General features: G+C 54.9%; 10 protein-coding genes and 1 pseudogene. 3 read left to right on the forward strand and 8 right to left on the reverse strand.

Annotated elements, in window-relative coordinates:
• Positions 1 to 23: 23 nt before the first annotated feature.
• Positions 24 to 2,797, reverse strand: a pseudogene (locus HPY30_14960) (cation-transporting P-type ATPase).
• 411 nt (positions 2,798 to 3,208) lie between these two features.
• On the opposite strand from HPY30_14960, the gene HPY30_14965 reads away from it, so the two are divergent.
• Complete coding sequence (locus tag HPY30_14965; GenBank protein ID QYZ67163.1) at positions 3,209 to 4,045, forward strand: DNA ligase; 837 nt, start codon at positions 3,209 to 3,211, stop codon at positions 4,043 to 4,045.
• 137 nt (positions 4,046 to 4,182) lie between these two features.
• Here the strand turns inward: HPY30_14965 and HPY30_14970 are convergent, their stop codons facing one another.
• Positions 4,183 to 5,490, reverse strand: a complete 1,308-nt coding sequence (locus HPY30_14970) for a WD40 repeat domain-containing protein (GenBank protein ID QYZ67164.1) — start codon at positions 5,488 to 5,490, stop codon at positions 4,183 to 4,185.
• 364 nt (positions 5,491 to 5,854) lie between these two features.
• Here HPY30_14970 and HPY30_14975 point away from each other — a divergent pair, with 364 nt between their 5' ends.
• A complete protein-coding gene (locus HPY30_14975; GenBank protein QYZ67165.1) occupies positions 5,855 to 6,136 on the forward strand; it encodes a GlsB/YeaQ/YmgE family stress response membrane protein in 282 nt (93 codons plus the stop codon).
• A gap of 114 nt (positions 6,137 to 6,250) precedes the next feature.
• Here the strand turns inward: HPY30_14975 and HPY30_14980 are convergent, their stop codons facing one another.
• On the reverse strand, positions 6,251 to 6,679 hold the full coding sequence (locus tag HPY30_14980; GenBank protein QYZ67166.1) for a peptidylprolyl isomerase: 429 nt from the start codon (positions 6,677 to 6,679) through the stop codon (positions 6,251 to 6,253).
• A 161-nt stretch (positions 6,680 to 6,840) separates the two neighbouring features.
• Positions 6,841 to 8,577, reverse strand: coding sequence for a hypothetical protein (locus tag HPY30_14985; protein QYZ67167.1), 1,737 nt, complete (start codon positions 8,575 to 8,577; stop codon positions 6,841 to 6,843).
• Positions 8,578 to 8,972: 395 nt separating this feature from the next.
• On the opposite strand from HPY30_14985, the gene HPY30_14990 reads away from it, so the two are divergent.
• Positions 8,973 to 9,929: a hydrolase gene (locus tag HPY30_14990; GenBank protein QYZ67168.1), complete on the forward strand. Its 957-nt coding sequence runs from the start codon at positions 8,973 to 8,975 to the stop codon at positions 9,927 to 9,929.
• 85 nt (positions 9,930 to 10,014) lie between these two features.
• On the opposite strand, the gene HPY30_14995 is transcribed toward HPY30_14990, so the two are convergent.
• From HPY30_14995 to sufB, 4 genes are read right to left on the reverse strand one after another with little or no spacing between them, the layout of a single operon-like run.
• The gene (locus tag HPY30_14995) at positions 10,015 to 10,452 is read right to left on the reverse strand and encodes a SufE family protein (GenBank protein ID QYZ67169.1); all 438 of its coding nucleotides are present in this window, start codon (positions 10,450 to 10,452) and stop codon (positions 10,015 to 10,017) included.
• Positions 10,449 to 11,777, reverse strand: a complete 1,329-nt coding sequence (sufD, locus tag HPY30_15000; GenBank protein QYZ67170.1) for a Fe-S cluster assembly protein SufD — start codon at positions 11,775 to 11,777, stop codon at positions 10,449 to 10,451. Before sufD ends, HPY30_14995 begins: the two co-directional genes overlap by 4 nt.
• A complete protein-coding gene (gene sufC / locus HPY30_15005) occupies positions 11,774 to 12,526 on the reverse strand; it encodes a Fe-S cluster assembly ATPase SufC (GenBank protein QYZ67171.1) in 753 nt (250 codons plus the stop codon). The genes sufD and sufC overlap by 4 nt, the downstream gene beginning before the upstream one ends.
• A gap of 40 nt (positions 12,527 to 12,566) precedes the next feature.
• Positions 12,567 to 14,012 (reverse strand): Fe-S cluster assembly protein SufB, encoded by a 1,446-nt coding sequence (gene sufB, locus HPY30_15010; GenBank protein QYZ67172.1) that lies wholly within the window; start codon positions 14,010 to 14,012, stop codon positions 12,567 to 12,569.
• Positions 14,013 to 14,384 lie beyond the last annotated feature (372 nt).

Here is a 14,384-nt window from a genome sequence, read left to right on the forward strand (position 1 = left end):
GCCACCGAACCCAACGACTATCCTTACAGTTTAACATTCTGGTGCACCTGTTTTCCCTGAAACCGCCGTACCAGTGCTTTCTCCCCCTCCACCAGGAACAAAACACTGGAGGAGACCAAAAGAATGCGCAGCCACACGTCGGCTCCTATTGCAGCGGTGCCAAATAGGGTCTGTAAAGGCCCCGTATAGGTAAAGGCGAGCTGGAACAGCACCAGGATGGCCACCGCCGCCAGCACGTAGCGACTGCCGAATAGGCCGCGCCGGTTGAGTACCGGCTCGGTGATGTAGCGGGAGTTAAACAGATAGAAGATCTCGAAGCAGACCAGAGTGTTCACCGCTACGGTACGGGCCACCTCGACATTCGCGCCCTGTTCGATCTCCCACACGAAGAGGCCAAAGGTCCCCGCCATCAGTACCAGCGATACGTAGGCGATGCGCCAGAGAAAGTGGCGGCTCAATACAGGCTGGACCGGGTCGCGGGGCGGACGTTTCATTACACCGTGTTCGGGTGGCTCGAAGGCGAGCGCCAAGGCAAGGGTGACGGCGGTGATCATGTTGACCCAGAGGATCTGCACCGGGGTGAGCGGCAGCTCCTGAAAGCCCAACAGCACTGCACCGAGGATCACCAGCGCCTCGCCGCCATTGGTGGGAAGGATGAAGAGAATCGCCTTTTTCAGATTGTCGTAGACGGTTCGGCCCTCTTCCACCGCGTGGGTGATGGAAGCGAAATTGTCGTCGGCGAGCACCATCTCCGCTGCCTCCTTGGCCGCTTCGGTGCCCTTGTCGCCCATGGCCACGCCAACATCTGCGCGTTTCAGAGCCGGGGCGTCGTTGACCCCGTCTCCGGTCATGGAGACGATCATGCCGCTTTTCTGCAGCAGCGTCACCAGACGCAGTTTGTGCTCAGGACTGACCCGGGCATAGATGTCCACCTTTTGAACCTGCGCCAACAATTCCTCATCCGAGAGGGCATCCAGGGCTTGGCCTGTGAGGGCATTGTCAGTGTTTGCCAGTTTCAACTGGCGGGCGATGGCGGTGGCAGTATCGGCATGATCGCCGGTGATCATTTTCACCTGGATTCCTGCCTCGCAGCAGCTGGCCACGGCGGCAATGGCCTCCTCACGTGGAGGATCGATCAGGCCATAGAGACCGAGCATGGTGAGATCCTTCTCCACGTCTTTGAACTCCAGGTCCAGGCGTCCACCATGAGCCGGGCGCATGGCTACCGCCAGCAGGCGCTGTCCCTTGGATGCCATGGTCTGTATGTGCTGCTCCCAGCAGTCACAGTCGAGTGGTTTTTCGCCTTCAAGACTGAGTTGGGTGGCGCAGCGTTCGAGGATCCGCTCCGGCGCTCCCTTGATGAAGATGAAATACTGCCCCTGATGACTGTGGTGCAGAGTGGCCATAAACTTGTGGCCTGACTCGAAGGGAATAATGTCGTCACGGGGGTAGAGACCTGCCTCGGTCTCAGGATCCAGCCCACTCTTCAGGCCGGCTATCATCAAGGCACCTTCCATGGGATCACCATGGACCTGCCAGCCGTGATCCGAGTGCCGCAGTGCGGTCTCGTTGCACAGCAGACTGGCCCGGAGCATCTTCAACAGCACCGGGTGCTTTGCCAGAGTGACCTCCTTGCCCTGATAGGAAAAACCTCCGTGAGGATCATAGCCAGTGCCGCTAATGCCGTAGAGATTGTCGATGGTGGCGATGTTGCGCACGGTCATCTCATTTCGGGTGAGAGTGCCGGTCTTGTCGGAGCAAATGACGGTCACCGCACCCAGGGTCTCTACCGCCGGCAGGCGACGAATAATGGCATTGCGTCCCGCCATGCGCTGCACGCCGATGGCCAGGGTGATGGTCATGATGGCCGGCAGTCCCTCGGGAATGGCTGCTACTGCCAGTCCTACCGCAGCGAGAAACATCTCGGAGGAAGAGTAGTCACGAACCAGAACACCGAAGGTGAAGGTCAAGAGAGCCAGTCCCAGGATGCCTGCGGTGAGCCAGCGCCCGAACTGGTCCATCTGTTGCAGCAAGGGGGTGGTGAGCTGTTCCACCCCGGCCACCATGGCGCTGATGCGCCCGATCTCGGTCTTACTGCCTGTGGCGGTCACCACCCCGGCCCCTGACCATAGGTCACGAGAGTGCCTGAGTAGGCCATGCAGAGCCGATCCCCTAACGCGGCCTCGGCTGCCACAGCTTCAATCGCTTTCTCCACTGCTACCGACTCACCGGTAAGGGCGGCCTCCTGGATCTGCAACCCCTTGAGCCGGAACAACCGCAGGTCGGCGGGAACCTTGTCGCCGGATTGCAGCAGTACCACATCACCAGGAACCAGTTCCTCGGCAGGAATGGATATCCGTTGGCCGTCACGCAACACAAGCGATTTGGCAGAGAGCATCTGGCGGATGGCTCGCAAGGCATCCTCGGCCTTGCCCTCCTGTATAAAACCAATGATGGTGTTGATCAACACCACCCCCATGATCACGCCGGAGTCCACCAGATGATCGAGCATAGCCGTCACGATGCCCGCCACCAGAAGCGCATAGATCAGGACATTGTGAAACTGGGCGAGAAAACGCAGCAGCGGTCCGCGAGGGCTCACCTCGGGGAGTTTGTTGGGGCCGTACTGTTGCTGTCGCAGCTGGGCGTTTTCGCCACTGAGGCCCTGCTTGGTGGCGTTGAAGGCAGTGAGTACCTGATCCGCCTCCATGGTGTGCCAAGGCAGGTCGGATTCAGTGGAGGGGGATGCCTCTTTCTGCGCTGAGGCGTGATGGGTTTCCGACCCGGCGTGAGCCATTACGCTGAAATGGGGTAACTTATGCCAATCAAAAAGATTCCTAGCCATACAAGTACTCCATAAAGCTGAGTTGAGCAGCTCGTCTGCTCAAACGAAACTTATACCCGGAGGGTGCAAATTGCGGTTATCTCTAAATTTAGGCTATGAAATGCTTTTCTTAAATACTAAAGGAGGGTTCTGGTGACAGTCCATACTTAACTCTGAGTTTCTGGGGTGGCGGGTGATATGTTTAAGGATTCCTGAATAATTGGGCTACTGTCATCTCGACCATAGGGAGAGATCTCAAACTACATTGCTGTCAACAGGTTATGTGGGTAGAGATTTCTCGCTGTGCTCGAAATGACAATTAATTGGAGATTCCTTAAGATATAATTGCTGTTTACATGCATGGATCAACAAGGAAAAGTGATCATGAAAAAGACAGGGACGAGTCTTGTTTTTGTGCTGTTTATTCTGCCCTTTCTCGCCGTTTCGGCGGATGCGCCAAACCTTCTTCTGCTGAAAAAATATCGACCGGGGATGGAAATCACCGGCTGGTACATGAGTGAAAAGCTCGACGGGGTGCGGGCCTACTGGAATGGCCGGCAACTCACCTCCCGCCAAGGCAACCCGTTCGCCGCCCCGGACTGGTTCACAAAAGATTTCCCACCTTTCGAACTAGATGGTGAGCTTTGGATCGGCCGGGGGCGGTTTGAGGAGGTTGCCTCCATTACCTCACGCTATCAGCCCCACGATGGCTGGCAACGCGTCACCTACAATATATTCGAGGTGCCCAATGCGCCGGGGAATCTGGGTGCCCGTCTGGGACGGTTACAGAGTTATCTAAAGCAATATCCAGTATCCCGTATTCGTATCATTCCTCAGACGCGTTGTAGTAGCGACGATCACCTGCAGGCTCGGTTGGCCGAGGTGGAAGCCGCAGGTGGCGAGGGTCTGGTCTTGAGGAATCCGGATGCACTCTACGAATTCAGCCGCAGTCGCAATGCACTGAAGGTAAAACGCTTCGATGATCGGGAGGGCAGGGTGGTCGGCTATCGGCCCGGAAAGGGAAAATATACAGGAAAGGTTGGTGCACTCTGGGTGGAACTGGAGGATGGCAGACGTTTCTATATCGGTACCGGCCTGAGTGATCGGGAGCGGGAGGATCCCCCATCGATAGGCTCGATCATCACATTCAAGCATCAAGGCTACACCGCCAACGGGATTCCCCGGTTCGCGTCGTTTCTGCGTATCAGACAGAAACTTTGAATTTAATTTCCTGCGGCTTGCTGCGAAGCGATAGTAGGAGCGGCGCCCCGCCGCGATTTACCCAACTACGGAGTCATCGCGGCGGGGCGCCGCTCCTACAATTTAATAACCTGTCTGCTTGCAGCGGGATGATTGATTTACATATTCACGCCATCACCATCCCATATGAAGCTGCCCATGAGGGCATTTCCACCGAGATCAAGTGTGCGTGTGACTTCGAGTGTTTCCATGTCAATTTCAAAAAACACACCATCATGGCTTGCAGCGCTGTAGAAATATTTCATGTCCGGACTGACCGCTGAAGTGTGTGCTTGCGACTTGTAATCCGGGGAAGCGGAACTGGCGACTTCAATGTTCTTCATCCAGCTGTGATCGGTAGTATCGATCACCGTCATATAAGTGTCGTTGTGATTGGTTACAAATGCGATATCACGCATCGGTGCAAATGTTGTGTGGCCGGAACCAACACCCGTCTCAATCATGGTTTCAACACTCATTGAATCCTTATTGACAACAAAAACGTGGCCTTCTGTGGAACCGATATAAATATGGATACCGTCCGGGTGGAAGTCGGCATGGTGGGCTCCCATTTCAGCTGGATTCAGCATTTCAGGATCATAATCGCTGAGGATAGCCTCGCCGGTTTTTATCATCCTTTTTTTCTGGATATTAAAACGCAGGATTGATGGTGATATCTGCGCTTCCTGATTACCCTCAGCAACTGCGAAGAAAGTATCGTTATCCGAATCTAAGGGTGACTTGAAAATATGGTGTACTGAAGTCGGCGCGGCAAGGGTTGAGAGAAGGTCACCGTTACGATTCCAGAGCTGAATCTGACGTGCTGCCCGGTCGAGCATAAAGAAACGCTGATCATCCACCCAGAGAGGGTGGCCTGTCGCGAGTGAACCACCATAGTCGTGTGGTTCAGAGAGTTCATTATAACCCACAACTTTGGTAACCACGCCATGATCAACACGTATGATGCTGGTCATTACCTTATCACCGCCGGATATCAAAGAGAGTCCCGTGTCAGCATTAAAGTTAGTAGAACGGGGTTTATGCTCCAGTTGAATCTGGCCAACATTTTCAATGTCGTAATTGTCTACTACTGTCACAGACTCTGTTTTACGGGTTAAAGCATAAGCTTTGGATACCCCCTGTTGATCGATGCCATATGGTCCGTCGCCTGTCTCCTCAACGGTTTTTAGCAACTCCATATTATCAACATCGATAATAAAAACCCGATTGGCATCCCAGTCGCCATAATAGGCCAGATTTTTCACGCCGTAGATATTGTCACTCACATATCCATCCTGATTAACATAACCGGGATTCAGATGGTTTGAGCCTGCATGTTGAGGTCCGTGTGCGGCATGTAGATTTATGGTCGTAAAGAACATTGAAAACAGCAGTGCTGTGTATTTGAAATGTTGTTCGTTCCGCATGGGTTTGCTCCTGTGGAGTGATATCAATAGTTAACAAAAGTATTGTTAACTCGATTTCAGAACAGAGTTGTTTGTCTGATCTGCTTCTGCGGCAGTTTGTCACTGAATGTGGCGAGGTATTGTGATTGAAATCAAAATGCGGGCGGAGGAAAGTCACAAAAAATCAATGAAAATCAATGTGTTGCGCCATATGGCGCAGTTGTGCGTCAAGTGCCACAATAACTTTTATGAACCACGGAATGGATTTATTGTTGGTTGTGGGATGGTTTATTGTTTGTATGTTGGTCGTGGGTCAGCGCGTTCGGTCAGGCAATTCCCGGTCAAACCCTTATAATCACCGCATCTTTCATTTGGAGTATGTAGTATGGGTATGTTCACCTGGATTATTCTTGGTTTGATCGCGGGTATTCTTGCCAAGTTGCTGATGCCTGGCCGGGATGGTGGAGGCATGATTCTCACCACCCTGCTTGGTGTGGCTGGCGCCTTTATTGGTGGCAAGATTGGTCAGTTTGCCGGTATTGGTACGCCCAGCGGCCTCGACCTGATCAGTATCGCCATGGCCACTGGTGGGGCCTTCCTGTTGCTGTTTGTTTTTCGTCTGTTGCGCGGCGGCAAAAGCGGGGGTGACAGTGGAGATAAGATCTGACTGTGGACGAGTGTCCAGGGGTCGGAGTCGAGAGGGAGTTAATTGGGGCAGTGGTCAGATGCTGGAGAAGTAACCACATAGGCGGATCGACTCCGACCCCGAGAGATTGGGAGATCAGGCGATCTCTACCAGTTCGATGTCGAATGTCAGAGTCCTGCCGGCGAGGGGGTGGTTGCCATCCACGCGAACCGTCTCTTCTGCCACCTCAATGATGACAAGATCGAAGACTTGACCATCAGGGCCCTGCGCCTGTAGCGGCATGCCAACCTCGGGTTCCATGTCATCGCCCAGCGCCTCGCGGGGTACCTCCTGTACCATCTCTTCGTGGCGTTCGCCATAGGCATCTTCAGGCAGAATATCGACGGTCTTTTTCTCGCCAACGGCCATGCCGCTAACGGCATTGTCAAAACCAGGGATTACCTGACCGCTGCCCAAAGCGAACTCCAGTGGCTCGCGCCCTGCTGAACTGTCGAATTGGGTGCCATCATCCAGCGTGCCGGTATAGTGGATCTTGACGGTATTGCCTTCTGCTGCCGTGCTCATGCTTGTCTCCAATAGTCTGTTGACTTCTCGTCGTATTTGCTTGAATCAGACGTGTTAAACCGAAATTATTGGACTAACAAGCTGATGGAAAAGGTAGTTAGTGATGAGAAAAACTTGATCAAAGCCCATCAGCATAGCAGATTGGTGGCGCGGCTCCTATACTATGACACCAGTCGATCGGCTGATTCAATGAGACGGCGCGTCATGTGCAGCCGCACATCGGCGGATTCTGTGATGACGTGGAACAGGTGATGGGGGCCGGTGGAATTGGCGATGATGGTGTCAAGGTCGTCGCGCACCGCTCGATAGATCTCCAACAGTCGCAGATCGAAGCTGTGCAGGGCCTGGGTCAACGGGTCCTTGCGCTGGCGGGCAAGGATGGTCTCAGCACCGTCCTGGTGCAGGTTGCCAAGGCAGATATGCACTGCCGAGAAGAGCGTCACCCAGCCGCTGAACCAGAACATCATATCGATATCGAAGACCTCGCCTTCGGGAACCCGGCCCGCCAATATCTCCTGCAATAACCCCTGGTCCTTGACGAACTCACCGGCTTCGAGAGTCTCTGCCCGGCCATAGGCGTCGATGGTGGAGCTGGTAAAAAGGATCGGACGATCCGGATAGCGGCTCAGCACAAAGCTGGCATCTTTTACCAATTGTCCCCGCTGCCCCGGACTCATCGGGTTTACCTTCTGTCGTGGTGCGGGAGTGGTCGAGAGGATCTGGAGCTGATGTTTCCGCCGCCCCAACTCTTCGACCAGCCGGTTGAAGACGCCCCGTTTGAAGAGATCCATGGAGAAGTTGAGATGGGTCTGTTTGTGCAGCAGGCAGAGTTGTATGCGAGTGTAGCGGGGTGCCGCCTCTACGATATTGGCAATGCGGCTCACCGGGATACGCTCCTTGAGGCGGCCGTCCTTGCCGACCACCACCTCCTGATGGAACTCATCGAAGCTGATCTGTAACAGGATCGACGCCCTGGGCCATTTTTTTGGACGCTTCTCTAGTGCCTCGGTCATGCGGCGCAGTACTTCATTGGTGGTCTTTTTATCCACTGCGAAGTCGCCGTTGAGCAGGATGGCGAAGGTGCGGATGTGAGGCATCTCGCGGATCGCCCGGTGGAAGTGATCCATATGACGGGTCAGATCGCCGCCGGTGAAGAGCACGCTGTCGGTCAGACTATCCGCCAGCTCCATCACCTGCCCGGCGTCAGGCTGATCCTTGCTCGGCGGACGCCAGATAAACATGCAGTGGCGGCAGGTCTGGGGGCAGCCCATCGCCGGGATCAGTCCCAACTTGGCAAAACGACCGGGTTTCACCGGCTGATCCGGTAGCGCGTCCACCAGTGCCAGCCGCTGCTGATCGGCGACCCCCAGCATCTCCCGGTAACGATCCCGCTCCCGGTGGCCCAGCTCGCTGTAGACCTTGGCCGGAGTCTGCTGCAGCAGACCCAGCTCATCCCAGAGCGTGAGTACCCGCCGGGTCAGCGCTTGTGGATCGTTATGACAGTCAGTCAGCAGCCGCTGCAACTGTTGACGCTGTACAGGCCCTTCGTCATCTGCGCTCAACCAGTGGGCAATGTAACCCTGGATGAAATTACCTGCATCCTCTGCCTCATCGAGCAGGCGGATAAGAAATCCTCGCGGTCCCTTGCTGAAACTTGCCAGCACTTCACTACGGAAAGGGGTGGCAACCTGCTGTCTCAACCAGTGATAGATATAGAGGTAGCTCATGAGGAAGGCGAGGTCTTCCGCATCGGGCCGGATACCGAGCAGGCGGAGCATGCCGCCCGAGGTTAAACGGTTGACCTCGGATTTGAAGCGTAATCGAAGCGCGGGCAGGTAGTGGCGCTTTAGTTCGGCCTGACGCTGGCCGGCTGCGGGTTGGGCGGTCTGCAGACTCATGTGCATGGTTCGTGGCTGGTATGGGCATATTCTACACTAGAGTTCTCGACTCCGACCCGGATGGCGCTGGCTTAAAGCAACACTGTTCGTATGGTCAATGACTTGCCAAATACCTAAGGAAACTCTGATTAATTGTCATTTCGAGCATAGCGAGAAATCTCAACCCTCGTAACCCATTGATAGCTCCGTAGTTTGAGATCTCTCCCTGCAGTCGAGATGACAGGGACCGAAATAATCAGAGATTCCCTAAAAAAAGTAGGGCATGTTAGCGTAGCGTAACACGACAATAATGGCGCATGTTGTTGGGTTACGGCCAAAAAGACGGCCTAACCCAACCTACCCAAGAACGTAGGGTGTGCCGTGCGCACCAAGATTGCTCCAAAGCGTGAGTTACCATGATAAAACGCAGCGCATTCAAATCCGCCTGGTGGCTGCCGGGGCCTCACCTGCAGACCCTCTGGCCGGTGCTGGCACGCCGTCGTCCTGATTATTCGTCGGTGAACGAAAGAATCGAGCTGCCGGATGGTGATTTTCTGGATATCGTCTGGCATGACGAACAGCCAGGGGAGAGTGTGCTGGTGCTGCACGGACTGGAGGGCTCGATAGATTCCCACTATGCCGGGACCTTGCTGCAGGCGCTTGAATTACAGGGCTTCAATCCCGTATTTATGCACTTCAGGGGTTGCAGTGGAGAGCCCAACCGGTTGCCCCGTGGTTATCATTCGGGAGAAACGGGGGATCTTGACACTATTGCCAGGTTGATAGAGCAGCGAACGGACAGGCCATTAAGTGCAGCCATTGGTTTCTCTCTGGGAGGAAACGTCCTGCTTAAATGGTTGGCTGAAAAGTCTTCTGACTGCAGGCTGAAAACAGCGATTGCCGTCTCTGTGCCATTCCGCTTGGGGGACTGTGCCGCACGGCTTGAACGGGGACTCAGCAGGCACTATCAGAATCATCTTCTGAGAAGAATGAGACGATCTTACAAAGCACGCTTCAGCCGCATTCCATCCCCACTATCCGTCGATGTCGATCGGCTGGACAGCTTTAGAACGTTTGATGATGAAGTTACAGCCCCACTGCATGGCTTTGCCGGGGTAGATGATTATTACGGCCGGTCAAGCTCACGGCAGTATCTCAAGCAGATTGAAATACCCACCCTGATTCTGCATGCCGAAGATGATCCCTTCATGTGGGCAGGGACGATTCCAGACGCCGATGAACTCTCCTCTTCAGTCACCCTGGAGTTGTCGGCTCACGGAGGCCATGTGGGCTTTGTCGCAGGTGTGCTCCCATGGCGTCCAAGATACTGGTTGGAAGAACGGATCATCGATCATCTACGGGAAGTGTTGTGAGGGACTACTGCCACCCTTCCTCAGAAAAGAACGTAGGGTGCGCCGTGCGCACCAAGATAAATTTGAATTATATGCGGCGATCCTCTCAGGCAACGTTTGAGGCATTTAGGTCAGCCAGCGCTTCAGCCCGCTCAACCATCTTATTCACAATGGCGTAGATGCCCACATGCCGGTTTGGGCTGAGATGCTCTGCCAGATGCAGTCGTTTGAACAAGTCATCGACATCCATGGCACGAATCTCTTCGAGTGTGTGGCTGGAGAGCAGATCAACCAACACCGCCAGCACACCCTTGATGATCGCAGTGTCACAGTCACCGCGAAACCGGATCAAACCCATCTGTCCAGGTATGACCTCAGCATAGACATGTACGGTGCTCATGCAGGGTTTGACCCAGTTCTCTTCGGTCTTGAATCTATCTGGCAGGGGAGGGAGCGCCTCACCCAGTTCCACCAGATATTGGTAGCGCTGTTCCCAGTCGTCGAGAAACTCGAAGTTGTCTACAATTTCATCGATTTCATTCATGATTCAATTATCGATGTTTCCAGGCGTTGCCGAATCACATCACAGAGCTGCTGACGCAGGGACTCTGATTCGAAGCGTTCGAGTATTTCACTGGCGAAACCAAGACAGAGCAGGCGTCGGGCCTGTTCCATATTCAGGCCCCTTGAACGCAGGTAGAAGAGGGCCTCTGAATCCAGCTGGCCTACGGTGGTGCCGTGGCTGCACTGCACGTCGTCTGCCAGGATCTCCAACTGGGGTTTGGTATCGATCTCGGCGTGGCGTGAGAGCATCAGATTGGCATTGGAGAGGTGAGCGTCGCTCTTCTGCGCCTGTTCGCGCACCAGTATTCGGCCATCGAAGACGGCGCGACCCTGGCCGGTGAGTATGCCTTTGAAATTCTCCCGGCTGCTGCATTCCGGCACGGCATGATCTATGTTCAGATGATAATCTACCAGCTGGCCGTCGCCTGCCAGATAGAGGCCGTCCAATTCGCAGTTGGCGCCAGGTGCGGTAAAGCGGCTGTTGATCTTGGTGCGTGACCAACCGGCGCCGAGAGATGTACTTACCAGCCGGTATTCAGCCTTTGCGTCTAAACCGAGATAGAGTTCACTGAGATGATAAGCTTGGGGACTCTCCTGCTCGACCCGCTGATGGTGAAGATGCGCCCGTTCGCCCAACACAATCTCACACACCAGGTTGGTGAAGTGTTCGTCTTCATCCAGAGAGAGATAACGTTCCACCAGGGTAGCCTTGGCATCCTCCTCCAGGATGATCAGATGGCGGGGGCACAGGCTGAAACTGGCAGCTGCCCGGGAGGTCAGATAGAGTAACTCGATGGGCTGCTCAAGATTGACTCCGGTGCCGATACGTATGACCGCGCCATCCTGCATCGTCGCCATGTTAAGGGCGGCAAAACCGTGATCGCCGATTCCTGAGAGTGATCCCAGGGCCTTGAGTACCGTTTGGTCTCCTGCCGTCATGACGCTGTTCAGACTGCTCAGTTGCACCCCTTCCAGGTCGGTATCGGAAAGCTCGTGCTGAAACAGCCCATCGACAAAAACCAGTCGTCCGGCTACCGGTTCGTTGAGGAACTGGCGTTTCACTGTGTGCGGGGCGAAGCTGCGGGGTGTGTCGTCGTCTACAAAAAAGCCTTTTTCCAGCAGCCCCTTGATGTTGGTGTAGCGCCAGTCCTCCTGGCGGGCATCGGGGAACCTCAGCTCGCTGAATCGACAGGCTGCAGCGCGGCGTTTATCTGTCAGCCAGAGGCCGTCACCCACTGGCAGTTTGTCGATGAGGCGGTCAGCGGCCAGTCGATAGCCGGCTATTGATGGAGACTGTTCACTCACGCTGCAGCCTCCTCAAGTAGCCAAGCATAACCGCGTGCCTCCAGTTCCAGTGCCAGCTCCTTGCCGCCGGAGCGGACGATGCGGCCCCCGGCAAGCACATGCACATAGTCAGGTTCGATGTATTCGAGCAGACGCTGGTAGTGGGTTATCACAATCATCGCCCGTTCCGGTGAACGCAGCATGTTTACCCCGTCTGATACGGTACGCAGCGCATCGATATCGAGCCCCGAGTCGGTCTCGTCAAGAATTGCCAGACAGGGTTCCAACATGACCATCTGCAGGATCTCGTTGCGCTTCTTCTCGCCGCCGGAGAAGCCGGCATTGACTGATCGTTTCAACAGCGTCTCATCGAGCTTTACCTGTCTGGCCTTCTCTCGCACCTTTTTCATAAAGGAGAGTGCGTCGATCGCCTCCTCGCCACGAGCGCGGCGAATGGCATTCAAGGATTCCCGCAGGAAGGTCATGTTGTTCACACCCGGCAGCTCCACCGGATACTGCATGGCCAGGAAGACCCCCTGCCGGGCTCGCTCTTCGGCCTCCATAGGCAGTAGATCCTGTCCGAGGAATTTCACTTGACCAGCGGTCACCTGGTAGCCGTCTCGGCCGGATAGGATATGCGCCAGGGTGCTTTTGCCCGAGCCGTTAGGTCCCATGATGGCGTGGACTTCTCCGGCCTTGATCTTTAGATCGATCCCGTTGAGGATATCCTTGTCTTCTACGGTCACTTTCAGTTGTTTGATGGATAACATTGCTGCAACCTCGATTATTTCCGAATGGGTCGGTTCCCGGTTACCCCACAGCGCCTTCCAGACTCACGTTGAGCAGCTTCTGCGCCTCTGTGGCGAACTCCATGGGCAGCTCTTTGAAGACCTCTTTACAGAAGCCGTTGATGATCATGGATACCGCATCCTCCTGCGACAGGCCGCGCTGACGACAATAGAAGAGTTGGTCTTCGCTCACTTTTGACGTGGTCGCCTCGTGTTCCACCTTGGCGGTTGGATTTCTCACCTCGATATAGGGAAAGGTATGGGCGGCACAGCGGTCGCCGATCAGCAGGGAATCACACTGGGTATGATTGCGGGCGTTCTCCGCACCGGAGGCCACACTGACCAGCCCGCGATAGGCATTGCTGCCGTGCATGGCGGAGATCCCCTTGGAGACGATGGTGCTGCGGCTGTTCTCTCCGTAGTGATACATCTTGGTGCCGGTGTCTGCCTGCTGATAACCCTTGGTCACGGCAACCGAGTAAAATTCACCGACCGAATCCTTGCCCCGCAGCAGGCAGCTGGGATATTTCCAGGTAATGGCGGAGCCTGTCTCCACCTGTGTCCATGAGATATGGGAACGGTCGCCGCGGCAATCGCCCCGTTTGGTGACGAAGTTGTAGATGCCGCCGTGACCCTCTTTATCCCCTGGATACCAGTTCTGCACCGTCGAATATTTGATCTCCGCATCTTCCAGCGCAACCAGTTCCACTACCGCTGCATGCAGCTGGTTCTCATCACGCATGGGTGCGGTGCAGCCTTCCAGATAGCTCACATAGCTTCCGGCGTCGGCGATGATCAGGGTGCGTTCGAACTGTCCTGTTTTAGCCTCATTGATACGAAAATAGGTCGAAAGCTCCATGGGGCAGCGCACGCCCTTGGGGATATAGACAAAGGTGCCGTCACTGAACACGGCGGCATTGAGGGCGGCAAAAAAGTTGTCCCGGTCCGATACTACGGTTCCCAGGTATTTCCGGATCAGCTCAGGATGCTCCCGGACTGCGTCGGAGATGGAGCAGAAGATAACGCCAGCCTCGGCCAGGGACTCACGGAAGGTTGTGGCTACAGAGACACTGTCAAATACCGCATCCACCGCCACACCGGCAAGGGTCTTCTGTTCATGGATGGGAATGCCCAACTTTTCATAGGTGGCCAGGAGTTCCGGATCGACCTCATCCAGACTCTTGAGGCCGGCTTTTTTCTTTGGCGACGAGTAGTAGGAGATCGACTGATAATCGATCGGCGGATGGTGAATCGAGGACCAGTTGGGTTCCTTCATGGTGCGCCAAAACCGGTAGGCCGCCAGCCGTCTTTTCAACATCCACTCCGGCTCGCCCTTGCGCTCGGAAATGGTTCGGATGACACCTTCGTTGAGGCCGGGAGGCAATGTGTCGGATTCGATCTGAGTGACAAAGCCTTGGGCATAATCCGACTGGATCAGCGCGTCCATTCTTCTATCGGGTAAACCCATGCTGTTGCTCCGATCATAACCTAGTAAAATACTGCGTAATTAGGGTAAATTTTTTCAGCCTGAATTCTTACCTGGTCCTCAACTGTCCTGTGTAACTTTGCCGGCAACGGGTGCGGCTGAGAATAAAGCAGAGGCCTTCAGAGAGAATGCCGACGGCAAGAAAGACCGCGCCCAGCACAGAAGCGGACAGGAGTAGAAACAGGAAACCCATCCCGGCAAAGAGCAGAGTCATGGCAAGCACAGGTCCCCCGCAACAGCGTCTGGATAAAATTCGCGAATTCCACATGAGTACACCTCTTCGGTTTCAGGGCAGCAGGTTGCTATAACCTAGTAATACAGTCGGGAATTGCTTTTTACAAGGGAAATACCCAG

This window comes from Gammaproteobacteria bacterium (ex Lamellibrachia satsuma), assembly GCA_019623805.1.
Taxonomy (GTDB): domain Bacteria; phylum Pseudomonadota; class Gammaproteobacteria; order Chromatiales; family Chromatiaceae; genus QGON01.

Excerpts from the sequence above, each read along its gene's own strand:
- HPY30_14975 (QYZ67165.1), top strand. The coding sequence starts at position 5,855 with ATGGGTATGTTCACCTGGATTATTCTTGGTTTGATCGCGGGTATTCTT.
- HPY30_14995 (QYZ67169.1), bottom strand. The coding sequence starts at position 10,452 with ATGAATGAAATCGATGAAATTGTAGACAACTTCGAGTTTCTCGACGAC.
- HPY30_14980 (QYZ67166.1), bottom strand. The coding sequence starts at position 6,679 with ATGAGCACGGCAGCAGAAGGCAATACCGTCAAGATCCACTATACCGGC.
- HPY30_14985 (QYZ67167.1), bottom strand. The coding sequence starts at position 8,577 with ATGAGTCTGCAGACCGCCCAACCCGCAGCCGGCCAGCGTCAGGCCGAA.
- sufB (QYZ67172.1), bottom strand. The coding sequence starts at position 14,012 with ATGGGTTTACCCGATAGAAGAATGGACGCGCTGATCCAGTCGGATTAT.
- HPY30_14965 (QYZ67163.1), top strand. The coding sequence starts at position 3,209 with ATGAAAAAGACAGGGACGAGTCTTGTTTTTGTGCTGTTTATTCTGCCC.
- sufC (QYZ67171.1), bottom strand. The coding sequence starts at position 12,526 with ATGTTATCCATCAAACAACTGAAAGTGACCGTAGAAGACAAGGATATC.
- HPY30_14990 (QYZ67168.1), top strand. The coding sequence starts at position 8,973 with ATGATAAAACGCAGCGCATTCAAATCCGCCTGGTGGCTGCCGGGGCCT.
- HPY30_14970 (QYZ67164.1), bottom strand. The coding sequence starts at position 5,490 with ATGCGGAACGAACAACATTTCAAATACACAGCACTGCTGTTTTCAATG.